This window comes from Dehalococcoidia bacterium, assembly GCA_040902535.1.
Classification (GTDB): Bacteria; Chloroflexota; Dehalococcoidia; order DSTF01; family JACRBR01; genus JBBDXD01.
Window position 1 is genome coordinate 263,767 of the sequence record JBBDXD010000018.1, and the last position, 26,063, is coordinate 289,829.

The 26,063-nt window shown below is 66.3% G+C and carries 27 protein-coding genes; 15 read left to right on the forward strand and 12 right to left on the reverse strand.

The features are described from left to right. Positions 1-79 precede the first annotated feature (79 nt). Together WEB52_09455 and WEB52_09460 are read right to left on the reverse strand one after the other, a co-directional pair. Positions 80-685, reverse strand: coding sequence for a PadR family transcriptional regulator (locus WEB52_09455; GenBank protein MEX2226661.1), 606 nt, complete (start codon positions 683-685; stop codon positions 80-82). Between the two features lie 39 nt (positions 686-724). Further along, positions 725-919 (reverse strand): hypothetical protein, encoded by a 195-nt coding sequence (locus WEB52_09460; GenBank protein ID MEX2226662.1) that lies wholly within the window; start codon positions 917-919, stop codon positions 725-727. A 276-nt stretch (positions 920-1,195) separates the two neighbouring features. Here WEB52_09460 and sucC point away from each other — a divergent pair, with 276 nt between their 5' ends. Further along, positions 1,196-2,365 carry an ADP-forming succinate--CoA ligase subunit beta gene (gene sucC / locus WEB52_09465; protein ID MEX2226663.1) on the forward strand — a complete coding sequence of 390 codons (1,170 nt, stop codon included), beginning with the start codon at positions 1,196-1,198 and terminating at the stop codon, positions 2,363-2,365. Between the two features lie 22 nt (positions 2,366-2,387). After that, the gene (locus WEB52_09470) at positions 2,388-2,630 is read left to right on the forward strand and encodes a hypothetical protein (protein MEX2226664.1); all 243 of its coding nucleotides are present in this window, start codon (positions 2,388-2,390) and stop codon (positions 2,628-2,630) included. Between the two features lie 350 nt (positions 2,631-2,980). Here WEB52_09470 and WEB52_09475 read toward each other — a convergent pair whose 3' ends face one another. Further along, on the reverse strand, positions 2,981-4,843 hold the full coding sequence (locus WEB52_09475) for a hypothetical protein (GenBank protein MEX2226665.1): 1,863 nt from the start codon (positions 4,841-4,843) through the stop codon (positions 2,981-2,983). Between the two features lie 143 nt (positions 4,844-4,986). Here WEB52_09475 and WEB52_09480 point away from each other — a divergent pair, with 143 nt between their 5' ends. The 3 genes from WEB52_09480 (at position 4,987) to WEB52_09490 (ending at position 6,878) form a co-directional block, all read left to right on the forward strand. After that, complete coding sequence (locus WEB52_09480) at positions 4,987-6,243, forward strand: threonine synthase (protein ID MEX2226666.1); 1,257 nt, start codon at positions 4,987-4,989, stop codon at positions 6,241-6,243. 74 nt (positions 6,244-6,317) lie between these two features. Next, entirely contained in the window at positions 6,318-6,560 is a 243-nt protein-coding gene (locus tag WEB52_09485) for an NIL domain-containing protein (GenBank protein MEX2226667.1), read from the forward strand. Positions 6,561-6,602: 42 nt separating this feature from the next. Then, positions 6,603-6,878, forward strand: a complete 276-nt coding sequence (locus WEB52_09490; protein ID MEX2226668.1) for a ubiquitin-like small modifier protein 1 — start codon at positions 6,603-6,605, stop codon at positions 6,876-6,878. Between the two features lies 1 nt (position 6,879). Here the strand turns inward: WEB52_09490 and WEB52_09495 are convergent, their stop codons facing one another. After that, a complete protein-coding gene (locus WEB52_09495) occupies positions 6,880-7,392 on the reverse strand; it encodes a hypothetical protein (protein MEX2226669.1) in 513 nt (170 codons plus the stop codon). A gap of 146 nt (positions 7,393-7,538) precedes the next feature. Between WEB52_09495 and argC the strand changes: the two genes are divergently transcribed. From argC to argB, 3 genes are read left to right on the forward strand one after another with little or no spacing between them, the layout of a single operon-like run. Next, positions 7,539-8,564 carry an N-acetyl-gamma-glutamyl-phosphate reductase gene (gene argC / locus WEB52_09500; GenBank protein ID MEX2226670.1) on the forward strand — a complete coding sequence of 342 codons (1,026 nt, stop codon included), beginning with the start codon at positions 7,539-7,541 and terminating at the stop codon, positions 8,562-8,564. Continuing rightward, a complete protein-coding gene (gene argJ, locus WEB52_09505) occupies positions 8,564-9,793 on the forward strand; it encodes a bifunctional glutamate N-acetyltransferase/amino-acid acetyltransferase ArgJ (GenBank protein ID MEX2226671.1) in 1,230 nt (409 codons plus the stop codon). Before argC ends, argJ begins: the two co-directional genes overlap by 1 nt. Next, a complete protein-coding gene (argB, locus tag WEB52_09510; GenBank protein ID MEX2226672.1) occupies positions 9,777-10,595 on the forward strand; it encodes an acetylglutamate kinase in 819 nt (272 codons plus the stop codon). The genes argJ and argB overlap by 17 nt, the downstream gene beginning before the upstream one ends. Before the next feature lie 110 nt (positions 10,596-10,705). Here the strand turns inward: argB and WEB52_09515 are convergent, their stop codons facing one another. The 4 genes from WEB52_09515 to WEB52_09530 are packed head-to-tail and all read right to left on the reverse strand — an operon-like array spanning position 10,706 to position 14,262. Further along, entirely contained in the window at positions 10,706-11,863 is a 1,158-nt protein-coding gene (locus WEB52_09515; GenBank protein ID MEX2226673.1) for a cytochrome P450, read from the reverse strand. 50 nt (positions 11,864-11,913) lie between these two features. Next, positions 11,914-12,600, reverse strand: a complete 687-nt coding sequence (locus WEB52_09520; GenBank protein ID MEX2226674.1) for a TetR family transcriptional regulator — start codon at positions 12,598-12,600, stop codon at positions 11,914-11,916. Continuing rightward, a complete protein-coding gene (locus WEB52_09525) occupies positions 12,597-13,373 on the reverse strand; it encodes a hypothetical protein (GenBank protein MEX2226675.1) in 777 nt (258 codons plus the stop codon). Before WEB52_09525 ends, WEB52_09520 begins: the two co-directional genes overlap by 4 nt. Before the next feature lie 31 nt (positions 13,374-13,404). After that, positions 13,405-14,262, reverse strand: coding sequence for an aminoglycoside phosphotransferase family protein (locus WEB52_09530; GenBank protein ID MEX2226676.1), 858 nt, complete (start codon positions 14,260-14,262; stop codon positions 13,405-13,407). 221 nt (positions 14,263-14,483) lie between these two features. Here WEB52_09530 and WEB52_09535 point away from each other — a divergent pair, with 221 nt between their 5' ends. Next, a complete protein-coding gene (locus WEB52_09535) occupies positions 14,484-15,419 on the forward strand; it encodes an SDR family NAD(P)-dependent oxidoreductase (GenBank protein ID MEX2226677.1) in 936 nt (311 codons plus the stop codon). A gap of 83 nt (positions 15,420-15,502) precedes the next feature. Here WEB52_09535 and WEB52_09540 read toward each other — a convergent pair whose 3' ends face one another. Further along, entirely contained in the window at positions 15,503-15,664 is a 162-nt protein-coding gene (locus WEB52_09540; GenBank protein ID MEX2226678.1) for a hypothetical protein, read from the reverse strand. Positions 15,665-15,914: 250 nt separating this feature from the next. Between WEB52_09540 and WEB52_09545 the strand changes: the two genes are divergently transcribed. The 4 genes from WEB52_09545 to WEB52_09560 all read left to right on the forward strand — a co-directional run bounded on the left by WEB52_09545 (position 15,915) and on the right by WEB52_09560 (position 20,532). Next, entirely contained in the window at positions 15,915-16,058 is a 144-nt protein-coding gene (locus WEB52_09545) for a hypothetical protein (GenBank protein MEX2226679.1), read from the forward strand. 113 nt (positions 16,059-16,171) lie between these two features. After that, positions 16,172-17,128 (forward strand): VWA domain-containing protein, encoded by a 957-nt coding sequence (locus tag WEB52_09550; GenBank protein MEX2226680.1) that lies wholly within the window; start codon positions 16,172-16,174, stop codon positions 17,126-17,128. Next, the gene (locus WEB52_09555; GenBank protein ID MEX2226681.1) at positions 17,125-18,903 is read left to right on the forward strand and encodes a VWA domain-containing protein; all 1,779 of its coding nucleotides are present in this window, start codon (positions 17,125-17,127) and stop codon (positions 18,901-18,903) included. The genes WEB52_09550 and WEB52_09555 overlap by 4 nt, the downstream gene beginning before the upstream one ends. Before the next feature lie 183 nt (positions 18,904-19,086). Beyond that, on the forward strand, positions 19,087-20,532 hold the full coding sequence (locus WEB52_09560; protein ID MEX2226682.1) for a phosphoglucomutase/phosphomannomutase family protein: 1,446 nt from the start codon (positions 19,087-19,089) through the stop codon (positions 20,530-20,532). 134 nt (positions 20,533-20,666) lie between these two features. Here WEB52_09560 and WEB52_09565 read toward each other — a convergent pair whose 3' ends face one another. Beyond that, positions 20,667-21,908: an aspartate kinase gene (locus WEB52_09565; GenBank protein ID MEX2226683.1), complete on the reverse strand. Its 1,242-nt coding sequence runs from the start codon at positions 21,906-21,908 to the stop codon at positions 20,667-20,669. Between the two features lie 317 nt (positions 21,909-22,225). On the opposite strand from WEB52_09565, the gene WEB52_09570 reads away from it, so the two are divergent. Both WEB52_09570 and WEB52_09575 read left to right on the forward strand, forming a co-directional pair. Continuing rightward, entirely contained in the window at positions 22,226-23,617 is a 1,392-nt protein-coding gene (locus tag WEB52_09570) for a Mur ligase family protein (protein MEX2226684.1), read from the forward strand. Between the two features lie 138 nt (positions 23,618-23,755). Continuing rightward, positions 23,756-24,385, forward strand: a complete 630-nt coding sequence (locus WEB52_09575) for a nitroreductase family protein (GenBank protein ID MEX2226685.1) — start codon at positions 23,756-23,758, stop codon at positions 24,383-24,385. A gap of 49 nt (positions 24,386-24,434) precedes the next feature. Here WEB52_09575 and WEB52_09580 read toward each other — a convergent pair whose 3' ends face one another. Then, entirely contained in the window at positions 24,435-25,466 is a 1,032-nt protein-coding gene (locus WEB52_09580) for a PHB depolymerase family esterase (GenBank protein MEX2226686.1), read from the reverse strand. Continuing rightward, entirely contained in the window at positions 25,463-26,050 is a 588-nt protein-coding gene (gene rimI / locus WEB52_09585; protein ID MEX2226687.1) for a ribosomal protein S18-alanine N-acetyltransferase, read from the reverse strand. The genes WEB52_09580 and rimI overlap by 4 nt, the downstream gene beginning before the upstream one ends. Positions 26,051-26,063: the final 13 nt, after the last annotated feature.

Below are 26,063 nucleotides of genomic sequence, written 5' to 3' on the forward strand. Positions count from 1 at the left end.
CATCGAGGCTTCAGGCTCGACGGTGCATCATAGCGCACAGACTGGAGGCGGGACGCACCGGCCGCGGCGATTGCACCTGTCAGGCGGACTCCGCGTCGCTCCTGGGCGCCGCTGTCCTTTCGACCGGTTCGTCAAGCAGCGATTCTTCGAGCAGCGCCATCGCCCGCTCGCACCACTCGACGTACGCGCGCCGGTACGCGAGCGCCATCTCGAGCGTCAACGTCCAGTAGAGCGCGTGCTTCGTCGTGAACCTCTCATGCTCGACGGCGTGGGCGATGCGCGGGCGCAGCACCGTCTCGGAGAACGCAATGACCTTCTGATGCTCCTCCATCTGGCGGCGCATCAACAGCAGCGTGTCTTCGACCGGGATCTCGGTCCCGAGAAAGATCTTGATGAGGAACGGGTCGCGCAGGTCGGCCGGAGGCGTCGGCGTGCGCATCCAACGAAGAAACTCGTCCCGGCCCGCTTCAGTGATCTCGTAGATCTTTCGGTTCGGGCGGTTCTCCTGGACCTGCACGTGCTTCGATACGTATTCGGAATCTTCGAGCGACTTGAGCGTCGGGTAGATCTGGCTCAGCTCGGCGTTCCAAAAATGCTCGATCGACGAGTCGAAGAACTGCTTGAGTTCATACCCGGTCATGGGCTCATAATTGAGCAGCCCCAACAACGCGTGTTTCAGGGACAAACGGAACCCTCCGGCGTCAATTCCGGATCATAGCGCGGACTAGAGCTTGTGCGGGCCGGCCAGGTGCGCGGGCTTGCAAATGATGACGTTGCGGGTCTTCGCGGCGGCTTCACGGTCGCGGCTCTCGAACTCGCGCAGGCTCCGGAGCCACTTGCGGCTCTCGGCCACGCGGTCGCGGTCAGCGGCCAGCGCCATGAACAGGTGCGGTGCAAAAACGAAACTCGTGTCCAACATGGTTCAGCCTCCTCGTCGATACGGCTGGGCGGCGGGTACATGCCCTCTATATATCGACACTTATATATAACGCCTGCAGCCCCACAGGCGCAAGGGCTTTGGAGGCATTTGTGCGATAATTCACGAGCTCGTAACAAGGACTCGCCAGGCGATTTCCGCTCTCCCCGTGTTGCCCGTGTGCAGTCCTGCCGCCACAATCTCGGCAACCACCGCACATACGTGTCGACGCCCGGAAGAGGGGCATCGTCAGACCTGTGCGAGGCGAGAGAGGGAGCTATGAAGATCCACGAATACCAGGCGAAGCAGATCCTTGCGGAGTTCGGGGTGCCGGTGCCCAAGGGACGTGTCGGGAAGACGCCGTCAGAAGCCAGGGCGATCGCGGGGGAACTCGGGGGCAAGGTCGTCGTGAAGGCGCAGATCCACGCCGGCGGCCGCGGAAAGGGCGGCGGCGTCAAACTCGCGAACTCCGCTGATGAGGCAGAGCGTGTCGCATCGCAGATCCTGGGGATGCAGCTGATCACGCATCAGACGGGTCCGGAGGGGCAGAAGGTGAAGACCGTGCTCGTCGAGGAACAGATGCAGATCGAGCGCGAACTCTATCTCGCAGTCCTGATCGACGGCGCCGCCGGGCGCCCCGTGATGATGGCCAGCGCCGTCGGCGGCATGGACATCGAACAGGTCGCCGCGAAAACCCCTGAGGCGATCCATCGCGTCACCATCGACCCGGTCACGGGCTTTCAGCCGCACCTCGCGCGCGAACTGTGCTTCGCGCTCGACCTGACCGGCGACGCGATGAAAGCGGCGGCGAAGCTCATGACGGGCCTCTACGACGCGTTCATCGCGAAGGACGCGTCGCTCGCGGAGATCAATCCGCTCGTCGTGACCGCCGACGTCCGTGTGCTGGCGCTCGACGCGAAGATGAACTTCGACGACAACGCACTCTTCCGACAGCCAGAGATCGAGGCGCTGCGCGACGAGGACGAAGAAGACCCGTCGGAAGTCGAGGCCGCCGAGAAGGGCATCAGCAACTTCATCAAGCTCGACGGCAATATCGGCTGCCTGGTGAACGGCGCCGGTCTCGCCATGGCGACGATGGACAGCATCAAGCTCGCGGGTGGCGAACCGGCGAACTTCCTCGATATCGCGACGGCAAACGACGTCCAGAAGGTCGTCGACGCGCTGATGATCATCTCGCGCGACCCGAACGTGAAGGCGATTCTGGTCAACATCTTCGGCGGCATGGCGCGCGTCGACGTGATCGCGGAGGGCATCATCCAGGCGCAGCGGCAGATGCAAAAGGCGGTGCCTGTCGTCGCGCGGCTCGCGGGCACCAACGTCGAAGAAGGCGAGCGGCTGATCAAGGAGAGCGGGCTGCCGTTGATCCGCGCGGAGGAGTTGGGCGACGCCGCCAGGAAGGCCGTCGAAGCAGCGAAGGCCGCCGCGTAGTCCATCGGTGAGGAGGTCAGGGATGACGGAGGTCAACGAGCCTCGCGCCGGTTATGAGAAGGACCTGTACGACCTCGAGATGGAGCTCTATCTCGAGGCGCTCGAGAAGTGCGTGGGCGAATGGATCGCGATCTTCGATGGGAAGCTGATCCATTCTCCGAACCCAGACGAAATCCGAGCACAATTGCCGCCAGGGGCGTTCACGAGTGGCAAAGCGATCGTGACGTTCGTCGGGAGCCCGCCGCCGTATCGCATTCGCATTTGATAACGGGGTTCTTCATCGGAGAGAGCGCGTTTGTCCGCGCCCGCATCCGATTTCCTCAAATGAGCGGCGTTGCGATCGAAGAGGATCTACTCATCGACACGGGTTCGCACGTGACAGTCATCCAGTACCGAGTGGTAGAGGCGCTTGACGCAACATTACGCATTCGCGAGCATCGAATGGAGGAGAGTCGTGGATTCGGAGGCCGGACGACAGTTGCGGTCGTCCCAATCGAGTTGGAATTTGGCACTGGGGGCGGCGTGTTTAGATTCGGCGCGCGGGTTGCTGTCGAGCCGAACCCACTCGGAGATCTGCCATCCGCGCTAGGCATGGACTTCATCTCCTCGTTTCGGCTAACGGTTTCTCGCAACGAGAACATCGTCGAACTCCGGCCAACGTTCTGACGCCTGACCTTGATGGCGCGACGACTCCTCCGCGTCCTGTCGCCATGCCGCGAGGCGCACGGCGATCAGCAGAAATCCGAGCACGATCAGCGTCAGCGTGATACCGGGCGCGAGGAGCGGCGCCCAGTTCTCAGTCGCGAAGTTGACATTGTTCGAAATCAACGCTCCGAACGTGATCTCGCCGAACGACGGTTCGAATAGAAAGCTCACTCCTGTCTCGAACAGAATCGCCAACGCCGCCGCCCAACAGGCGCCCTCGACCAGCGGAGGGAGTGAGCGTGCCATCGATTTGCGAAGATCTGCCCGATCGACCTCGATTCCCGTTCCCGCGCCAAGCCCGAGCGCAAAGGCCACAACAACTGCCGGCGCCGCCTTTGTCGCGTCCCAATGGTCAAACGAGAATGCAGCGACGAGCACGAAGTACAGCACCATGATGGGTAGCGCGTGTATGTAAGCAGAAGCGTCGTTTAGTACATCCCGGGCCTGCCTCCAACAACGTACGCAAAGCGAAGCCAGCGCCGCGCTGGTAACGAACCCTAGCGCAAGCACGACAGCGGCAAACTCCAACGAGTTTCGCGCCGCTGAGAGAGTCTCTGAAAACACATCGAAACCGAATTGATTCGTTCCAAACGGATGGGACCAGGAGGTTCCCTCAAAGCGCGAGTCGGGGTCCAACCGGCGTGGCTCCGAGGCAACCTCAGGTCCAATCAGGGCAGCAAACAGGAAGACTGCGACGAGTATTGTGCCCGCGATCAACATGGGACTTTGCAGGAACATTGGTGCGGCAGCGCGAGTCGGCCTACTCACTTCAACCGTCCAGAGTCGGGTAACCAGCACGACTGCTATGGACAGGGTTCCAAGGATGGATGCGAGCGCTTGTGTTACAGGCAGATCCCCGACCAAGCTCGCCACAAACAGCCACTCGCCAAGTCCCTGCACGGCGAAAATTCCCTCAACGAAGACGGCCCCCGAGATAAAAAGTGGCAGACACCACGCACCCAGAGTCGCGCCACGTCTCGCGTCAAATCGCGCGTTAGCGTGAGGCAATCCGTAGACGAGCATCGCGACAGCGGCGGCTGCAATCCCCAATGTGAACGACGGCGGACCGAAGAGATGCACGTTTCGAACGGGGTCATCCAAGATCGAAACGTATCCGCCGACCGGATAAGAGTGGCTCCACCATACGGAAGGGACGATGATAATCAGTAAGAGCGTGAACCCTATCGGGAGCGCGGACAGGATCGCGGCGAAGGTCAGCACGAGTTCCCGTTGGCGGCGCCGCATCATCCCTACCAATGCGGCAAAGAGCCATCCCGATGCTATGGCCACGATCACGGCTATGACCGTTATCTCGACTGTCGGCGGCAGTCTTCGTCGGAACTCCTCGCCGATCGGCCTCTCCGATCGGTACTCCTCACCCAGATCGCCGCGGACGGCATTGCCCAACCATCGCGCATAGCCCTCGTACCATGGGTCGTTTAGACCGAGTTCATCGCGGATTCGCTCTATTTCGTCCCGGGGACCCAACGTCACAATCTCGCGTTCGAACGGGCCGTACAGCAGGAAGTACGAGGTCGCCGAGACGACCACGAAGATCACGGGCACGAGCGCTACGCGCAACGCGACCCGTTGCCACATCCGCCAGCCGGGGCTTCGATCCTCCATCGCAAGCGACAATACTACGCGGTCGCCGCACTTGCCTAGCCATCGCTCGGCCGCGCCGCGACCTGCGACCAGCGACCAGCCGCCGGGTTTGACACGCCATAACTCGATTGTTACTCTCTTCTCAATCCGCCATGTGGGCGGATTCACTCATTCCGCGGAGCCCAATGCAGCTCACAAGCATGGCGATGCCTCTGCCCCGGGAAAGCCGGGGCGCCCTGATGGGATAATTCATCCCCTCGGCGTCTGGACGTCCAAAAGCGTCCCGACCCTGACACAGGAGGTACGCTCCCATGCCCTTCACTAAAGGCCTGCGTTGCCGGGAATGTAACCGCGAGTATCCCGCCGACCCCATCCACGTCTGCGAGTTCTGCTTCGGGCCGCTCGAAGTCGTCTATGACTACGAGGCGATGCACCGCAACGTCACGCGCGAAAGCATCGAGGGCGGACCGGAGACGGTCTGGCGCTACGCCGACCTGCTGCCCGCGAATCCCGAGTACGCCGTCGACATCAACGCCGGGTTCACGCCCCTCGTCCGTGCGAAGAACCTGGGCGAGGAACTCGGCCTGAAGAACCTCTGGCTCAAGAACGACTGCGCCAACCCGACATGGTCGTTCAAGGACCGCGTCGTCACGATTGCGGCGACGAAGGCCCGCGAGTTCGGCTTCGATACGCTGGCCTGTGCGTCGACGGGTAATCTCGCCAACAGTGTGTCAGCCCACGCCGCGCGCGCCGGCCTCGCCGCATACGTCTTCATTCCGTCCGACCTGGAGCGCGGCAAAATCGTCGGGTCGAGCATTTACGGCGCGACGCTCGTCGCCGTCGACGGCAACTACGACGACGTGAACCGCCTCTGTTCTGAGTTGGCCGACAAGTACAAGTGGGCGTTCGTCAACATCAACATGCGGCCGTACTACGCCGAAGGCTCAAAAACGCTCGGCTTCGAGGTCGCGGAGCAGCTCGGATGGCGCGCGCCGGAGCACGTCGTCGCGCCTATGGCCTCCGGGTCGCTGTACGTCAAGATCTGGAAGGGTTTCCAGGAGCTGGCGAAGCTCTGGCTCATCGACAGCGTCACCACGAAGATGTCAGGCGCGCAGGCGCGCGGCTGCTCGCCGATCGTCACGGCGTACGAACGCGGCACGACGAACATTCGCCCCGTGCGGCCGAAGACCATCGCCAAGTCGCTCGCCATCGGCAATCCCGCCGATGGCTATTACGCGCTCAAGGTGATGGAGGAGTCCGGCGGCTTCGGCGTCGCATCGGACGACGACGAGATTGTCGCCGGTATCAAGCTGCTCGCGGAAAGCGAAGGCATCTTCGCGGAGACGGCGGGCGGCGTCGTGATCGCCGGGTTGAAGAAACTCGCCCGCGAGGGCAAGATCCAGCCGGACGAATTGACCGTCGCTTACATCACGGGCTCCGGGCTGAAGACACAGGAAGCGATCGAGGACCACATCGCCCTGCCGTTGCACATCGACCCGCACCTCGCATCGTTCGAGCAGGCGCTCGGACTGCGCGAGCAGGAGCGCGCAACGGCGACGGCATCCTGACCGACGACCGACAGCCGTAGCTAGCGTTACGCTACGCCGGTGGGCGCAGAACTGCCCGCGGCAAGGAGTAGGACATGGCAAAGCAGCGCGTGAAATTCACGTTCGTCCAGGAGTTGATCACCCTGCCGATCATCTACGAACTCGGCAAGAACTTCAGCCTGGTCACGAACATCCGGCGCGCCGACGTGACCGAAGATCGCGGCTGGGTGATCCTGGAGATCGAAGGCCAGATGGAAGAGATCGAACGCGCGCTCGACTGGGTCGCATCGAAGGGCGTGCGTGTCGATCCGGTGCAGGGAGACATCGTCGAGGGGTAGCGCGCTGCGGCGTGTACCACATCGCACGCACGGGAGACGAACATGGCACAGATCCGCATACCGACACCGCTGCGCAAGCTCACGAACGATACCGAGATCGTGAGCGCCGATGCGTCGAACCTCGGCGAGGCGATCGACCGGCTCGAAGGCGAGTACCCGGGCATCAAGGAGCGCATCTGCGACGAAGCGGGCGAACTCCGGCGCTTCGTCAACGTCTACGTCAACGGCGAAGACGTACGCTTCCTCGACAACCTGGCGACCAAGCTATCCGCCAACGACGAAGTCAGCATCGTGCCGGCGGTCGCGGGCGGAGCCTAGCCTAGGCGGCGGGGTCGATGCGCTCGACCGCAGCCGCGGCGTGCGGCAGGGGCGAACGAAACGCGTCCGGATCGTGTACGAAGCTGATGTCCCACTTGGGCGCGCTGACCGCACGTCCGCGTCTCCAGATCTCGTCGCGGACGCGCATCGCGCCGATGCGCGCGAGGTCCGGATCGGTCTCCGGCATGATGATGAGGATGCCGTCGCCTTCATCTGCCCAGCCGACGAGGTCGGTAGACCGGGCAGCGGCCATCGCCGCGTCGGCCGCCGCATCACGTGCGGCGCGCGACAGACGCTCACCACGCAGGAGGTGCGGTTCGGCCATCACGACGGCCAGCGGGCGGCCGTAACGCAGCGCCCGCTCGACTTCCTCTTCGAGGCGATATTGTATGAACCATGACGACAACAGCCCGCCCGTGCGAAGCTGCTCGCGCCGCTCGTGGTCGCGCTCGATTTCCGGCGACGGCGAGCCGTCGTCTACCTTCGAGTCGTTGCGGCGCGAGAACAGGGGCATCGAGACCTCCGTCGAGGGCAGTCTGGTCGCGGCCTTCCTATGATCTCTTCGACGTGAGCGCCCGCCGGCTGAAGGTGCAGGCACCCTTACAACGTGCGTTCGTGACCGCACTACCAGCGCTCACGCGTAGCCGATAACCTACCGGCATGAAGACGGCCGGCATCCTGAACGTGACCGGATACGTCGGCGCCGAGCTGGCGCGGCTGCTCCTCGGCCATCCGGAGGTCAGCCTCGTCGGCGTGACTGGCCGCAGCGCCGCTGGAAAGCGCCTGCCCGAGCTGTTCCCGCACCTCTGGCAGCTCGATATGCCGATCACGGAAGAACTGCCCGACGTCGACGTCGTCTTTTCCGCGCTGCCACATGCGGCGGCGGCCGAGCACCTCGCGCCGTACATCGAAGCAGGGGTACCGGTAGTGGATGCGAGCGCCGACTTCAGGCTCAAGCGCATCGACGACTACGAAGCGCACTACAAGACGACGCATCCGGCGCCGCACCTGCTGTCGCGCGCCGTCTTCGGGCTGCCCGAGCTGCACCGCGACGAGATGTCCGCCGCGATGCTCGTCGCCGGTTCCGGCTGCCACTCGGCAGGCGTGATCCTGGCGCTGGCGCCGTTGTTCGCGGCGGGGATCATCGAACCGGAGGTGATCGCTGATACGAAGACGGGGCTTTCCGGCGCGGGCCGCACGCTGGGCCTCAACCTGCACTTCTCCGAAGCCGACGAGAACGTCGCGCCGTACGCACTCGATGGCCACCGCCACGTGCCGGAGATGACGCAAGAACTGGCGCTGCTCGCCGAAGCACCGGTGCCGTCGATCACGTTCGTGCCGCACTACATTCCGATGACGCGCGGCATCCTGAGCACGTGCTACGCGCGGGCGAAGAGCGGCGCCCTCGCCGGCGGGCGTAATGAGATCAGCGAGCTGTACCGCGACTTCTACAAGGATGCCCCGTTCGTACACATCTCCAGCACGCCTCCTTCGACGAAGCAGGTCCTGGGCACGAACTACTGCGTGATCCACCCGACCGTCAACCTGAGCACGGGGACGATCGTCGTTGCGAGCGCGCTGGACAACCTGGGAAAAGGCGCCGCGGGAAACGTCGTGCAATGCTTTAACGTGATGCAGGGGCTGCCCGAAACGCTGGGGCTGCAACACACCGCGCTCTTTCCCTAGTGGCCCGCACGACCGCTCGAAGCGGCATTGAGGAAATCCAGCGCGGCAGCATTAGCAGTCCGCAGGGGTTCGTCGCCGGCGCCGTCTACGCCGGTATCAAGACGTACGGTGAAAACAAGCTCGACGTCGGCATCGTCGCTTCGACGCGGCCGGCGACGTGCGCCGCCATGTTCACGCGCAGCAAAGTGCGCTCCGCCGCCGTCATGGTGTCGGAGATGCACGCGCGGCGCGGCTCCGCGCGCGCGATCATCGTCAATGCGGGCATCTCGAACGTCGCGACCGGCGCCGACGGCATCCGTGACGCCACCGAGATGGCCGAACTCGTTGCCGGCAAACTGGGCATCAACAGGCGCGATGTGATCGTCGGCAGCACGGGCATCATTGGCCACCCGCTGCCCATGGCGAAGATCCGCGACGCCGCCGCTCGCATCGAGTTGCGCGCGGACGGCGGTCATGAGTTCGCCCGCGCCATCCTGACGACCGACACGCACGCGAAGGAGATCGCCGTCCGCTTTCGCGCCAATCGGCAAGACTACATCCTCGCCGGCTGCGCGAAGGGCTCGGGCATGATCCACCCCGACATGGCGACCATGTTCTGCTTCATGACAACCGACGCGCCGGTGCAGCAGCGGTACCTCCGCACGGTGCTCACGGATGCCATCGACGACTCGCTGAACATGATCAGCGTCGACGGCGACACGAGCACCAGCGACACGACGGCCGTCATCGCGAATGGCGCAGCGGGCGGCCCGCCGATCGACCCTGCAAGCCTCGGCGCGTCCGCCTTCGAAGCAGCCCTCCGTCATGTGTGCACCGCGCTCGCACGCATGCTCGCGCGCGACGGCGAGGGCGCGCAAAAGCTCATCGAAGTGCAGGTCGAGGGCGCCGCGAGCGACAAGGACGCACGCGCCGCGGCGCGCACCGTGACGGCGTCCCCCCTGGTCAAGTCGGCGGTGCACGGCAACGACCCGAACTGGGGCCGCGTGCTCATGGCCGTCGGCCGCAGCGGCGCCCGCATCAACGTCGATCGCGCGTCGGTCTGGCTGGGGGAGGCGCGCGTCTTCGACGGCCTGCCCGTCAAGTTCGACGCACGCGCCGTCAGCCGCTATCTTCGCAACGAAGAGGTGCTCATCCGCGTCCATCTGGGCGCCGGAGCCGCGACCGCGACCGCGTGGGGTTGTGACCTCACGCCTGAGTACGTGCACATCAACAGTGACTACACAACCTGACCCCGAACCCGCTCCTGTCGCTGGTGTTGAACCGGCGATCGTCGTCAAGCTCGGCGGCTCGACACTCGGCGCGCACGATACGTCGCTCCGCGACATCGCGGACGCGCGCCGCAAGGGCCGCCGGATCGTCGTCGTACACGGCGGCGGCGCTACGATCTCGGCGTGGCTCGAGCGCGCCGGCGTCCAGGCGCGTTTCGTAGGGGGACTGCGCGTCACCGATGCGGCGACGCTGGAGATCGTGGTCGCCGTGCTGGCGGGCGTGGTGAACAAGCAACTCGTCGCCGAGCTCGCGGGGCTCGGCGCGCCCGCGATCGGCCTCAGCGGCGCCGACAGCCTGATCCTGCAGGCCCGCCCGTACGATGAAGCGCTCGGGTTCGTCGGCAAAATCCACCGCGTGAATCCGTATCCGATCGAGGAACTGTTGCGCCTGGGCTACTTGCCGGTGATCGCGCCGATCGCAATCGACACCGGCGACGCGACGAAGCCGCAACTCTTGAACACGAACGCGGACACGGCGGCCGGCGAGATCGCGGCGGCGCTCGGCGCCGGCATGCTCGTCTTCCTGACCGACGTCGAAGGCGTGCTGGACGACGCGAAGCGCCTGCTCCCGCGCCTGGCGATCGACGACGCGAAGTCGCTGATCGCGTCGGGGGTCGCTGCGGGCGGCATGATCCCGAAGATCGAAGCGGCGGTGCGCGCATCGACGGCGGGCGCCGCGACGCGCATCGTCAACGGCACGTCGGCGGGCGCGCTCGCAAGCGTGCTCGCCGGCAACGGCGGCGGCACGACGATCGGGGGGTGATGGTTTATCCGCAGATGTTGCAGATGAGGCAGATGTTCCTTCTGAGCGCGGGCTTTGAGCCCGCGCATCACGAAGGCAAGACCTCTACAGCCAGCCGGCACTGAACAGTCCTACGCCGGCGTGTACCGCACCGGGATGTGCTTGATGCCGTTGATGAAGTTCGACCGCAGCCGCGACACGTCGCCCGCCAGTTCCATGTCCGGGAGCCGCGTCAGCAACTCATCGAACATGCAGCGGATCTCCAGACGCGCGAGGCTGGCGCCGAGACAGAAGTGGTTGCCGCCGCCGCCGAACGCCAGGTGCGGGTTCGGCGTCCGCCCGACATCGAACTCATCGCCGCGCTCGAAGATCGCTTCGTCGCGATTGGCCGACGGATAGTACATCGCGACCTTCTCGCCGGCGCGGATCTGCTGGCCGCGGATCTCGGTGTCGCGCGAAGCGGTGCGCCGGAAGTAGATCAGCGGCGACACCCAGCGCAAGAACTCCTCGACCGCCAGCGGCATGAGCGACGGATCGTCGATCAGGCGCTGGCGTTGTTCCGGGTGCTCCATCAGCGCGACGATCGCGCCTGACATCAGGTTGCGCGTCGTCTCGTTGCCGGCGACCGCGAGCAACAGGAAGAAGCCGTCGAAGTCGGCCTCGGTGAGACGTTCGCCTTCGACCTCCGCGTTGATCAGCACGCTCACCAGGTCGTCCCGCGGGTTCGCCTTACGGTCGAGCGCCAGCCCGTTCGCGTACATGAACATCTGCGCCGCCGCCTGCTGCGCCTGCTCCTGGGAGTTGGTGTACTCCGGATCGTCGAAGCCGATTAGCCGGTTGCTCCAGTCGAAGACCTGCTGATGCATGTCCTGCGGCACGCCCATCATCTCCGCGATCACGTGCAGCGGCAGGCGCGCCGCGATATCCGTCACGAAGTCGCATGCGCCACGCCCTCCGACGTCATCGACGATCTGCCGCGTGATCTCGCGCACGTGCGGCTCGAGCGCGGCGATCATCTTCGGCGTGAAGCCCGTGCTGACGAGACGCCGGTACTTCGTGTGCTGCGGCGGGTCCATGTTGACCATCATCGTCCGCACCAGGGCCAGGCCGTCGGGGCTGGCGTCCTCCAGGTTCGTGCCGCCCATATATGACGAGAACAGCAGGTTATCGTTCGACACGGTGACGACGTCTTCGTACTTCGTCAGTGCCCAGTAGCCCGGGCCATTCGGTTCCGTCTGCCAGAACACCGGCGCTTCGCGGCGCAGCTCCGCGAACGTGGCATACGGCATCGCGCGCGCGTAGGTGTCGGGGCTGTAGAGGTCTACGATCTGCGTCGTCGTCACTTCGGTGCTCCTTGCTCGCGCACGAGGCGCGTCTTCGCGGGGCTATTGATATCGCCATCGAGCAGGCGCGCGACGGCGGCTTTCAGGAACGTCCGCTGATGCTCCAGCATCTGCGGGCTGTGCGGGTCTTCATCAAGCACCGCGTGCAACAGCGATGCGTTGGCGAAGTAGCCGAAGATCAGGTGAAACAGCCCGGCGGCGAGATGCGGTAACTGCGATGGCTGCCAGGACGCACCGACCCCACGCAGGACGTCGACGCCCTGCAGGTAGAGGGGCCGCAGCAGTCGCGGCACCGCTCCGGCAACGAACCGGTCCTCGTCGAGGCCCGCGCGCTCGATGAGCCGCGCCAGGTGCCGGTGTTCGACGAGATAGTCGAAGACGCGATCGAGGTACGCTCCCATCGCGCTGGTGCGTTCACCATCGGCGGATGCATCGATCGCCAGGCCGGCGGCCTGCCAGAGAGGCAGCAGGGCGCCGACCCCGCGGGCCAACACCGCCTCGTACAGCGCCTCTTTGCTCTCGAAGTAGTGATACAGGCTCGCCTGGTTGCGCAGGCCGACGTCGCGCGCGATGTCGCGCACCGACGCGCCGGCGTAGCCATCGTCCGCGAAGCGCTGCTCGGCCGCGTCCAGGATCGCCTCGCGCGTCGAGACAGCGACGGCTCCTGTACGCGCCGCGGTCATCGCCGCGCCTCCCGTAGGCGGAAGTCCAGCCCCTGTACGGCAGCGGGCGCGATCCGCACCTCAGCGCCGCACGCGCCGCCGAACATGTCCTCTCGCTCGAGGAGGAGACGCGCGTCCTGAAGCGACCGGACGTCGAACGTGAGCGATGCGATCGCGTCGCAGGCGCCGGGCACGACGCGGATCGCCGGCCCTTCACCGCAGATCCAGGTGCCGCGCTCCGGCGCCGCGGCAGTCGCGAGCAGCGCATCCCAGCGCGCGATCGCCGCGGCAATGTCGCGTGCCTCGATCTCAATCGTGCGCAGCCCTTCGATGCCCAGCGGGCCGCCGCTGCGCGAACGTAATTCGGCGCGCGTCTGCACACGTTGCGCCGCGACGTCATGCGCGTACTCGCACAGAAAGATCAACGCGCCCGGCAGCATCCCGTCGATGGCGACGTTCGTCCATCGGCGCATCTCGCCGTCGTGCGGATACGGCGCCGGCGCGCCGTGGCCGACGCCACGCGCATCGAGTTCGGCGATCGCGCCGTCGAGCGCGGCGGGCTGAAACGCGATGCCGAACAGGCGCGCACTGCCCCGTGATACCATCGAAGGCGGCCCGAGGCGTATCGGCTCGAGATTCGCGTTGCCGGCGCACACGAGGCCGCTCGCGAACGTGCCCTGCGGGCGGAACGGCGTCACGACGGGCAGTCGCAGCACGTCCGACAGCGTCTCGATCAGCGCTTCGGGCGCATCTGAGTGCAGGAGCACGTGATCGACCTGACGGACGATGTCCATGGCCGGATCTAATCAAACAAACGTTTGTTTGTCAACTGCTCGTAGACCGCGCGAACGCCCGCACGGCATGGATCGGCCACTCCCCGGACCGGAAGCCGTGCTCGTCGAGCCAGCGCACCACGCCGACGCCCCGCAGCGCCCGATACAGCAGCAACGTCGACGCCAGGTGATCGCGGAACCCCGCGGACGCGTCGTAACCGTCGAGCAGATGCGGCAGCGCATGGTCCGCGAACAGCGAGAGGACGGCGAAGTCCATGACCGGGTCGCCCTGCGCGGCGTCAGACCAGTCGACGACGGCAACTACGCGGAGCGTCGCCGGATCGATGAGTACATGGTCGGCCTGGCAATCGCCGTGCAGCCATGTAAGCGTTTGGTCGCCGAGCAATGCGCGCAGAGCTTCGGCGTGGCGCATGGCGTCATCGGCCTCGCCGGGCGCCAACCCGCGATGTTCCACTAGGTACCGAAGACCGTCTGCCAGCCAGCGCAGCACGAGATCCGCCCACGGCTCACGGATAAGACGCTGGTCGTCCGTACGGTGAATGAGGCGCAGCACGCGGCCGGCGTCGCGCCACGCCTCCGCGTGATCCATCCCGCGCAGCGCTACGCCATCGACCCACCGCATGGCCACCGTCGGCACCGGCCGCTCGACGAACGCGATGATCTCCGGCACCGGCACGCCGGCATTGCCCGCGTGCAGTTGTGCGTCGACCTCGGCGCGTTGAAAGTGCTCGCGCGTGTCCGACTTCACCATGAACGCATCGCCACGCACGCGCACGCGCCATGCACCGCGGTAGCCGTAATCGATCAGCGGTTCGATCGCATCCGCCGAGGCGCCGAGCAGCGCTTCGATCGGCGGCAGTGTCATCGGCGAGCGACGGTGGGCGTCCATCGGCGTCATCTTACGGCGGGCGTCGCGGGATCGGATCCGCGCGCCCCGGGATTGGTCTTGGCTGCGAAAAGCGTAGCGTTTCCCGCAATCGACGTTCTTGCCCGTAACATAAGCCTCCTCTACATTGCCCATCGCTGTCCGGGACGGCAATCCGGCTGCGCACAAGGCGGCCATCTCCGGCGGCCCGAGTATCACGAGCTATCGCTGAAGGAGGCGTGACAGTGGGTGACAGACTGGCGGGCAAGGTCGCGATCGTGACCGGCGGCGGGCGCGGCATCGGCCGTGGCGAGTGCCTGGCGCTGGCGGCGGAAGGCGCGCGGATCGTCGTCAACGATTTCGGCGGCTCCGCGGCCGGCACCGGCGGCGCGAAAGGCCCCGCCGACGAGGTCGTCGAAGAAGTCAAGAAGATGGGCAGCGACGCCGTCGCGAACTACGACAACGTCGCCGACTTCGCGTCGGGCGACCGCATGGTGCAGCAGGCGCTCGATACGTTCGGGCAGCTCGATATCGTCGTCAACAACGCGGGCATCCTGCGCGACAAGATGATCTTCAACATGTCGGAAGAAGAGTGGGACATCGTCCTCAACGTGCACCTGAAGGGGCACTTCAACCTGAGCAAGCACGCCGCGGTCGTCATGCGCCAGCAGCGTAGCGGCGTCTTCGTACACACGGCGTCTGAGTCCGGGCTCGGCAACCGCGGCCAGGGCAACTACGCGGCTGCGAAGGAAGGCATCGTCGGGCTGTCGCGCACGATCGCGCGTGACATGGGCGGCTACGGCGTGCGCTCGAACGCCATCCGCCCGCGCGCCGGCACTCGCCTTGTGATCAGCGACGAGATGCGCGAAGCGGCGCAGCGCGGCGGCGCCGCCGGCATGCAGGGCTTCCAGGCGCTCGAGGCGTTCGGCAAGGCGAACCCGCCCGACGCCATCGGCCCCTTCGTCACGTGGCTCTGCACCGATGCTGCGGCGAACGTCAACGGCCGCGACTTCATGGTAAGCGGCCCGCTGATCGGCCTGTACAGCCTGCCCGAGGTGGTCAAGCGGACGACGAACGAACCGGGCCACGTGTGGTCGGTGGACGAACTCGACGGCGCGATGCCCGAAGTCGTCGGCGACCTCGTCAACCAGTGGCCGAAGAAGGAAGAGAAGCGCGCCTGACCCGCTGCTCCCACACGCGAAGCGACAAGAAGCCCCGGGCTGGTGCCGCGGGACTTCTTAGTGGCGTCGTGCGGTGCCTCGCATCAGCGGTTGACGATGCGCCGGAACACCTCATGGACCAGACCTACGCCGGTGCGGGGCGCCTCGGCCGCCGGGTTGCCCCGGAAGTGCCGATCCGGGCGCTTTTTCCAGCTCCGCTCGATCTCGTAGATCCTCGCTTCGACCTCTATCTGGTTGCCGAACATCTCTGCCTCCTCTGCCGCTACTATCTCGCCCCGGTGGTAAGAGAGTATCCCCCGGCACGCATGCCCCACATGGGACGCCGGACGGGACTGTACTCGGTCTTTCGGCCGAGGCCCGCGAACCAGCAGCCCCTTCGCCGTTCCGCCTGCCCGGAGCGCGTGCTGACCGTCGAAAGGCGCCCTACGTGCAAACGCCGCGCGCTGCGACGGTTCGTTGATCGCGGCGGGCGTAGCATCGATGTGGAGGTGCATCATGCCAGGCAAGAAGCACGTCGCCGGGGCGACCAAGAAGGAAAACCGCAAGTACGAACACATCAAGGAGAGCTACAGGAAGCGCGGCGCATCCACCAAGCGCGCCAAGGAAATCGCCGCCCGCACAGTGAACAAGCAGAAGTAGACTCCGTAAGAACAGAGAACACACAACAGACAACAGAGGTTTCGTCATGTCCGTTGTGTGTTCTCTGTTGTCCCCGATAAGACCGTTCTTCATCCTCCCGCTACACTCTTCGCATGGATGATCTCCGCTTCGCGGCGCCCTGGGCGCTGTGGCTGCTCGCGGTCATACCGCCGATCGCCTGGCTGGCGTTTCCGCGCCGCGGCAGCGGCAGCGTCCGCATGGGCTCGCTCGCATCCGCCGCCGGTCTGCCCCGGACCTGGCGCGTGCGACTAGAGCCGGGATTGATCTTGCTGCGCATCGCCGCCATCGCGTTGCTCGTGGTGGCCGTGGCGCGGCCACAGCAAGGCGAAGCAGCATCCGAGGCGCAGGGCGAGGGCATCGATATCGTGCTCGCGTTCGACGTCTCGGCGAGCATGACGCAGCCCTTCGGACAGGGCCGCACACGGCTCGACGCGGCGAAAGACGTGCTTTCGCGTTTCATCGGCGGCCGCACGAACGACCGCGTCGCGCTCGTGGCGTTCCAGGGCTCCACCATCACGCTCAGCCCGCTGACGGACGACTACGCCGCCGTCGACGAGTCCGTGCAAGGCGCGGACCAGGTGCGCCTCGCCGACGGCACGGCGATCGGCACGGCGATCGGCGAGTCCGTGAACGTCCTGCGTGGCTCGAGCGCCGTCAGCCGCATCGTCATTCTCATGACCGACGGCGAGAGCAACGCGGGGGAGATCGCGCCGCTCGCCGCCGCCCGCATCGCGGAGCGTCTCGGCGCGCGCGTCTACACCATCGGCGTCGTCAGCCGCATCGGGATGAGTCAGCAATCGTCGCTGAACGTCGACGAGCGTTCGCTTCAGGAGATCGCCGACGTTACCGGCGCCACATACAACCGCGCTGAGGATCCGGCGGCGCTCGCGCAGATCTACCAGCGCATCGATGAACTGGAGAAGTCACGCTTCGAAGCGCAGGCCTTCACTCGCTACGACGACATCGCGCCCTATTTCCTGGCGGCGGCGGGGGCCCTGTTCGCGCTGGAGTTCGTGCTGCGGTGTACCGCCTTCCGGAGGTTGGTGTGAGCTTTGGCGCGCCGGGTTACCTGTGGTTCCTCCTCCTTGTGCCGCTCACGGTCGTGGTGTTGTTCGCGTGGCTGGCGTGGCGATCGCACGCGCAGCGCAGTTTCGGCGTCCTGTCGGCGGCGCTCGTCCTGACGATCGTCGCGCCGGCGTTGATGATCGCGGCGATCGCGATCGCGACGCTCGCGGCGGCGCGCCCGCAGATCGGCGAGAAGGGCGTGTTGACCGAGGACCGCGGCATTGACCTGGTGATCGTGCTCGACGTGTCGCAGAGCATGTACGCGACCGACGCCGAACCTTCGCGCATCGGCCGCGCGCAAGCCGAGATCATCGCGCTCCTCGACCGCATGCAGGGCGACCGCGTGGGGCTCGTGCTGTTCGCAGGGCGGCCATTCGTGCGCTCGCCGCTGACGTCGGACCTGATATCCCTCTCGCGGCTCGTCGAAGGCGTGCACGAGGAGCGCGCGCTCGTGCCGGCGGGCTCTGACCTTGGCACGGCGATCCGGCGCGGGCGCGAGGTCGTCGAGCGCGGCGATGCGGAGACGAAGGCGCTGCTCGTCATCTCGGACGGAGAAGACCACGGATCATCGATCTCCGGCGCCGTCAACGAAGCGCGCGACGCCGGCGTCCGGCTGTACAGCGCAGGCGTCGGCACCGAAGCCGGCGCGGCCGTGCTGGACACCGACCCCGCAACCGGCGCCGCGACGCCGCGCATCGACCGCGAGGGCGTGCCGGTGATCACGCGGCTCGATCCGCTCTCGCTGCGATTGATGGCCGAGAGCGGCGGCGGCGAGTACATCGAACTGGCGGGCGCGGGACTGCCGCTCACCGGCCTGGCGTCCGAACTTGCCGCGCTCGACGCGACAACGTTCGCGTCGGAGGTGCGCCCGGAGCGTATCGACCGCTTCGTCGTCTTCGCCTGGGCGGCGCTCGCCGTCGCGCTCGCTGCGACAGTGGTGCCGGCGATCGCAACGTGGCGCCGCGGTGCCACAGGGGCGACGCCATGGCGCAGGCTCTGGCCGCTCGCCGGCGCCGGCATGCTGATCGGCGCCGTCTGCGCGAGCGACGTCGTCGAGTTGAACCGGCGCGGGAACGAACGGTACGCCGACGCCGACTACGCGGGCGCCATCGACGTCTATCGCACGGCGGAAGCCTTGGACCCCGAACAGCGGGAGTTGTTTCACAACGCGAGCAACGCACTGCACCAGGCTGAACGCATCAACGAAGCGATCGATGAAGCGAAGCGGGGATTGCCCGCCGATGACGACGCCCTGGCGGCAAAGATCGAGTATGCGCTCGGCAACCACTACGTCGCCGCGGAACGCTTGCAGGAAGCACTGGAAGCGTACAAGCGCTCATTGCTCGCCGATCCGGACGACGACGATGCCAAGCACAACCTGGAGGTCATCGCGCGCCAACTTGCTGAGACGCCTTCGCCCACGCCGACGCCCGAAGCGCCGCAGATAGAGGTGACACCGACGCCCGGCGCCGGTGACGAAGATCCGAGCGGTAGCGGCGACGGCGGCGCGGGCACGCCGCAGGCCGGCGACCCGGGCGACGACAACGCCACCCCCGACGCGAACGCCTCGCCGCAGCCCTCCGGGGACAGCCAACTGACGCCCGAGCAGTTGCAGCAAGCGCTCGACGAAGCGCTGCGCGGCATCGACGAAGATTTCACGGTCGAGGAGGCACTCCGCGCGCTCGACCTGCTCGAACAGCAGAACCGGCGTCAATTGGAAGCGCGACAGGAGAGCGCCGGCGGCGCGCCCGACTACTAGCCCCGCGGGTGCGGCGGCGGATTCGTCGGCAAGGGCGCGTGCGCCGCTCGATCACGATCGCCCGTGGCCACGCATCGTGATGCGACTGCCACGACCGCGCCACGCGAATCGAATTGCCCTAATCCGCAAGTCGTGCGACCTTGACCCGACGCGCGAAGGCCAATGAAACGGAGTTCCTCGACCATGACGAACGAACCTCGCCCGCCGGTCTCGATCAAGTTCGGCACGGACGGCTGGCGCGCGATCATCGGCGAAGACTACACCTTCGAAAACGTGCGTGCCTGTGCCGCGAGCGCGGCGATGTACCTGCAGCGCCACGGCCTTGCCGATCGCGGCATGGTCATCGGCTACGACGCGCGCTTCGCGTCTGCCGACTTTGCGGTCGCGGCTGCCGAGGTGGTCGCCGCGCACGGCATCAAGGTGGCGTTGAGCGATGCGCTCTGCCCGACGCCCGTCGTCAGCTATTCAATCATCGATCGGCGCGCGGGAGGGGGCATCGTCATCACTGCCAGTCACAACCCGTGGCGGTGGAACGGCTTCAAGTACAAGCCCGAATACGGCGGCAGCGCGTCGCCCGAGGTGGTCGAGGAGCTGGAAAGCGTGCTGCCCGACCTGGTGCGCGTCCGCATGCCACGGCTAGAGATCGAGCAGGCGAAGCGCGACGGTCTCGTGCAAGAGTTCGATGCGCGCACGGCCTACAGGGCGCAACTCGCGCGCCTCGTCGACATCGAGCGCCTGAAGTCCGCCGGCTTTAATGTCTGCTACGACGCGATGTACGGCACAGGCGCGGGCTACTATACGGCGCTCCTCGAAGGCGGCAAGACGAAGATCACCGAACTGCACGGGTTCGTCAACCCAACGTTCCCCGGCATGCACGCGCCGGAACCGATCGCGCGCAACCTGGGCGACATGGAGACGACGATGCGCAACGGCGGCTTCGACGCCGGCGTCGCGCACGATGGCGACGCGGATCGCGTCGGCATTGCCGACGAGAACGGCAACTTCATCAACCAGCTCCAGGTCTTCGCGCTGCTCGCCTATTACATGCTGGAGTACCGCGGCGACCGCGGCCCGATCATCAAGTCGATCACGACGACGTCGATGGTGGAGAAGCTCGGCGAGATCTACGGCGTCCCCGTGCACGAGACCAAGGTCGGATTCAAGTTCCTCGGCCCGAAGATGATGGAGTCAGACGCGCTGATCGCCGGCGAGGAGAGCGGCGGCTACGGCTTTCGAGGGCACGTCCCGGAGCGCGACGGCATCCTCGCGGGTCTGTACATGCTCGACTTCATCGCGCGCGCCGGTAAGCGTCCGAGCGAGTTGCTCGCGGAGCTTTACGAGAAGGTCGGCCCTCATCACTACGACCGCGTCGACATCGCCCTGCGCGAAGACCAGCGCGACGCGATCGTGAAGCGGGCCGCCGCCGCCCGCCCCGACGTGATCGGCGGCATCAAGGTCACCAGCATCGACACGACCGATGGATTCCGCTTCAGCCTGGGCGATACGGGCTGGCTGCTGCTCCGGTTCAGCGGCACGGAGCCGCTCGTCCGCATCTACACCGAGGTGCGGGGCGACCCTGATCTCGTGCAAAAGGTGCTCGCGGAGGGGCGGGAGATCGTCGGGCTCTAACGCTTGGGTCTTTGCAGGGCAGGTGACGAGCCTGCCTCACGCCCGGTAGCGCCCTCGCCTGTCTCCGGTGATCGCCGGAGTCGGCGACTGGCGGAAATTGCGATGTGAAGTCCGCTGGCTGGACAGAAGCCGGACTACGGCTGGGCGGATAACTCGGCCGCCTCCGCCTTCTCCAGTTCGAACGCGGCGTGCAGCGCGCGCACCGCGTCGGGCACGCGATCTTCGGGAATGATGCACGTGATGCGGATCTCGCTCGTCGAGATGATCTCGATGTTGATCCCGGAGTCCGAGAGCGTCGCGAACATGCGGGCGGCGTAGCCGGGGGCGCTCTGGATGCCCGTACCGACGATGCTCACCTTGCCCATGCGTTCGTCCGCGACGACATCCTTGGCGCCGATCTTCTTGGCGATGCTCTGCACGTGCGGCAGCGCCTTCTTCATGTCGGCCTTGGCGAGCGTGAACGTCACATCGGTGAGCTTATCTTCGCTCGCGTTTTGGACGATCGTGTCGACCGAGAAGTGCGCATCGGCGAGCGGCTGGAAGATCTCGGCCGCCACGCCCGGACGATCCGGCACGCCGCGGATCGTGATCTTCGCGACGTCTACATCGTGCGCGATGCCGCGGACGCGGTTGAAGCCTTCCATGTCCACACCTCCGTGAATCAGCGTGCCCGTTTCGTCCTTGTAACTCGATGCGACGTAGATTGGAATGTTGTACACGGCGCCCAGTTCGACGGCGCGCGGCGCCAGCACCTTCGCGCCCTTGCTCGCCAGCTCGAGCATCTCTTCGTACGTGATCTCCTTGAGCTTACGGGCGTCCGGCACGACGCGCGGGTCCGCCGTGTACACGCCGTCGACGTCGGTGAAGATTTCACATCGCGCGTTGAGCGCAGCGGCGAACGCGACGGCCGTCGTGTCGGAGCCGCCGCGGCCGATCGTCGCGACGTCTTGCTCTTCCGTGTGCCCCTGGAAGCCGGCGACGATCACGACGCGGCCGCGTTCGAGTTCGCGCTTCAGGCGTTGCGGGTCGATGCTGAGAATGCGCGCGTTCCGGTGCACCGCCGACGTCACCATGCCGGCCTGCCCGCCCGACAGGCTGATCGCTTCCATGCCGAGCGCGTGGAGCGCCATGACCAAGAGCGCGCTCGACACGGTCTCGCCCGTGCTGAGCAGCACGTCCATCTCGCGTTCCTCGGGGTGCTCCGTGATCTCGTGCGCGAGCGCGATCAGTGCGTCCGTCGTGTCGCCCATCGCCGATACGACGGCGACAACGCGATCACCGCGCCCGGCGCAGCGCTTGATGCGCGCCGCGACGTTCTTGATGCGTTCGGCGGAGGCGACCGACGAACCGCCGTACTTTTGTACAACGAGCGACATGTTTCACCTGTCATGCCGTTGGCGGATTAAGCGCCGGTGGCTTCCATGCCGCCGGCGGGGTCGCCATTGCGCACGTGGAGTCATGCGCAACGCGCCATGATCATATCCGATGGCGCGATCGCAGCGCAGGGGCCGAGGGAGAGAGGCGTCAAGGATGGTGCCCGGGCGGCGTGCGGCCGCCGCTGCAAGGCATGCCCCGGCTACGGGTGGAAGACATCGTCGATGCCGCTGATCAACCACCCGAAAGACCACCTGGGAGCATACGCCGGGCACGCTCAACGACGGCTCGTCGCATCGCGATCGGCTACGCTGGCGCCATGTCGTTCGAGCGCTACTACGAGTCGGTCGACTTCCTGCAGCGGCGGCTCTGGCACGAATTGCCCATCGTCCCCGTCGAGCGAGCGTTGCAGGCGCGGATCCGGCAGCTTCTCGCTCATTTCGGCGACCCTCACCTCACCATGCCGGTGGTGCATGTCGGAGGCAGCGCCGGCAAGGGTTCCACGAGCACGATAGCGGCTGCGATCCTGCGCGCGGCGGTCTTTCGGACGGGACTGTACACGTCGCCGCACCTGCAGACGTTCATCGAGCGCATCCGCGTCGGTGACCGGCTGATCGCGCCCGACGAGTTCGCCGAAACCGTGCTCGGACTGGAGCCATTGATCCGCAAGATGCACGTCGAGGTTATCGACGGCATCGGCTTCGGGCGGCCCTCGCTGGTCGAAGTGGCGTTCGCGGCGGGAATGAAGCACTTCGGCGATGAGCGCGTGGACGCGGCAGTCGTCGAGGTCGGGCTTGGCGGGCGCACCGACTGCACGAACGTCTTCGAAGCGGCGCCGTGCGTGACCGTGCTGACGAACGTCGATTACGAGCACCGGGAGCGGCTGGGCTGGACGCTTCCGGCGATCGCGCGCGAGAAAGCGCAGATCATCCACGGCGGCACAGTGGTGACGGGCGCCCGGCGCCGCGAAGCGCTGCCGATCATCGAGGCGCGCGCGGCGGAGCGCGATGCGCGGCTCTGGCGGCTTGGCCGCGAGGTGCGCGTGCGCGTGACGCATGGAGATGCACAGGGCAGCGTGTTCGACCTCGAGACGCCGACGTTGTCGCTCACGCGCCTGCGCATACCGCTCGCCGGCGCCCACCAGGCGTCGAACGCCGCCCTCGCGGTCGCGGCGGCGCTGGCATTTGGTGAGATGCATGGCCGCGCAGTCGAAGAGAAGCCCATTCGCGAAGGGCTCGCCGGCCTGCGCCTCAGCGGCCGCCTTGAGGCGGTCCAGCGCGAGCCCACGGTGCTGCTCGACTCGGCGCACAATCCGCTCGAAGCGCGACGCCTCGCCGAAGCGCTACGGACGCACTGGCTGCACGATGGCGCACGCGACCTGACGCTTGTCATCGGCATCCTCGCCGACAAGGACCAGCCGGCGATGGTGCGGGCGCTGACGGGCGTGGCATCGCGCGCGATCGTCACGCAGCCGCCGCTCGGCGAGCGTTCGGGTGAGCCGGACCGAATGCTCAAACTTTTCGCCGCGGCGCTCGGCGGAGCGAACGTCGCCTTCGAGCCGTCACCGGACCGCGCGCTGGACATGGCGCTGGCCGACACGCCGCGCGACGGCGTGATCTGCGTCACCGGCTCGATGTTTCTCGTCGGGGCGCTGCGCGAACGCTGGGTGCCCGAACGGCGGATACTGGAGCGCCGGAGCGCGGACCTGTAGGCGAGGCCGCTGAGGGGCGATGACGGCGCGCCGTTCTGCATGACGTGCGTTAGGCGCGTCGCACTACGGGATGCTCCGCTTCGCTCAGCATGACCGTCGCAGCTCGCTTGAACACACGGCGCGAAGGGCGCACGATCGATGACGAACGGAGGCATGATGGACTTCTACGACGTAGCGACCACGCAGCGCGCGATGCGGCGCCTGAAGCAGGATCCCGTCACGGACGAGGTGCTGTGGAAAATCCTGAACACGGCGATCATGGCGCCGAGTGGCGGCAACGCGCAGCCGTGGAACTTCTTGGTCGTGCGCGACGATGCGAAGAAGCGCAAGATCGGGGAGTGGTACCTCGACGCCTGGAATCGTTCGTATGGCCCCAACCGCGACGCCATGCTCGCCAACGCCGAGATGTCCAAAACGTACAAGTCGGCGAACCACCTGGCGAACCATCTTGCCGACGTCCCCGTGCTGATCATTGCGACGATCAAGAAGGGCATGCCCAACATCAGCAGCACGCTGGGCGCATCGATCTATCCCGCCGTGCAGAACCTGATGCTTGCCGCGCGTGCGGAGGGGCTGGGGACGACGTTGACGACGCTCCACAAGCTGCACGAGGGCGAGGTCAAGGAACTTCTCGGCATCCCCGACGATACCGAGACGATGGCGCTGATCCCGCTCGGCTGGCCGAAAGGCAAGTTCGGCATACCGTCGCGGCTGCCCGTCGAGAAGGTCGTTTACTGGGACAGTTGGGGCGAACGGCGCGCGAAGTAACGTACGCTGTCCCGGTGCGCGCGGCCGTCAGGCAACCGTGCGCCGATCATCAACGCGACGACGTTGCGCGCAGATTCGCCTGGCCCCTGAAGAACTGCCAGATCTGCTGGGTCGCGTCGATCTCCTGCGTGGTGGCCCCCAGCCGCCCGACGGCCACCGACCCCGGCCACGTATGGCCGCCGCCCTCGATCGCGAACAGCACCACCGCCGTCTCGTCATCGCACTCGCTGTATGCGATCGTGCGGACGTGCTCCGCGGGCCGGGCGCGCTCGGGGTCGAGATTGCAGCCGTTGTGGCGCGCCCAATCCTGCGCGCTGTCTTCGACAGGGCGCACCTGGCCACGGGCGCTGCCGCACGTGACGGCGCCGCCGTAGTAGGGCACGCATACGTCCTCCGTGCCATGAAAGCCGATCACCGCGATCGGCAGGTCCGAGGCGCAGGCGATCGGATAGACCAGCGCCGTTACGGCGCCAACCGCCGCGAAGCGGCCGGGCATCGCACACGCAAGTTGCTGTGCGAAGGCGGCGCCGTTCGACATGCCCGCGACGAACAATCGCTCGCCATCGACGCACAATTCGCTCTCAAGCTCGTCGAGGAGGGCGCGCACGAATGCGACGTCGTCGGGGAGGTTGCCGTCGCGCCGGATGTTCCATTGTTGCGGCGAACCCGCACCGTCCGGCGACACGACGATGAAGCCTTCGCTGTCGGCGAGCACCGGAAAGCGGGAGTACGCAGCCTGCTGGCGGCCGTTCGATCCGAAGCCATGGAGATTGAGGATGAGCGGCAGCGGCGTTGCACCGTCGTAGGTAGGCGGGAGGTGCAGCACGTAGGTCCGCTGCAAGCCGCCGGACTGCATCACATGGTCGCTGTCGCCGAGCGCCGGATCTGCGCTGGTACGACACCCCGGAGAAGACGCTGAGGGCGTGACGCCCGTCGGATTCGACGCAGGCGTCGCCGGGGTGTCCGACGCCGTAGGTGCGCCTGTGACGTCCAGGGAGTCGTCGTCGCCGGTACAGGCGGCGAGCGTCACGATCGTTGCCAGCAGCGCGAGCAGCACCAGCGTGCGATGGGACGCCGTCAACTCCAGAGATCCGGGTTCTTCGCACGGTGCTGCTGCTTGAGGGCGTCGAACAACGTCAGGAAGCCGCCGCTGCCGATGTCCGGCGTCGTCATCAGCACCGCATCTTCGTTGTTATCGGTGTAGTAGCGCTTGCGCAGCCCGACGCGGTCGAAGCCGTACTTCACGTACAACAGTTGGGCGGCATCGTTCGATCTGCGCACTTCGAGCGTGAGGACCTCCTGGTCATACTCGAGCGCCGTCTCGATCGCCGCGATGACGAGCCGCTCGCCGATGCCGATGCGTCGATACTCGTCGCGCACGGCGACGGTGACGATGTGCGCCTCTCCGACGAGCAGCCAGATGCCGATGAACCCGAGCACGCGTTCGGCGGCGGCATCGCCGTCGCTGCCGACGATGCGTCGAATGGCGCTCCAGAGCCCGGGCGACGCGGCGCCTTCCGCGGCCGGCTCGTCACGCAGTTCGTTGATCACGAAGTAGCGCGCGACCTTGTTTTGCAGCTCGCGGCGGTACGCGGTCTGCGGCCACATCGACGGGAAGGACTCGCGTTCGATATCCATCACCTGGGCGATGTCGTCCGCGTTCATGGGCCGGATCGCG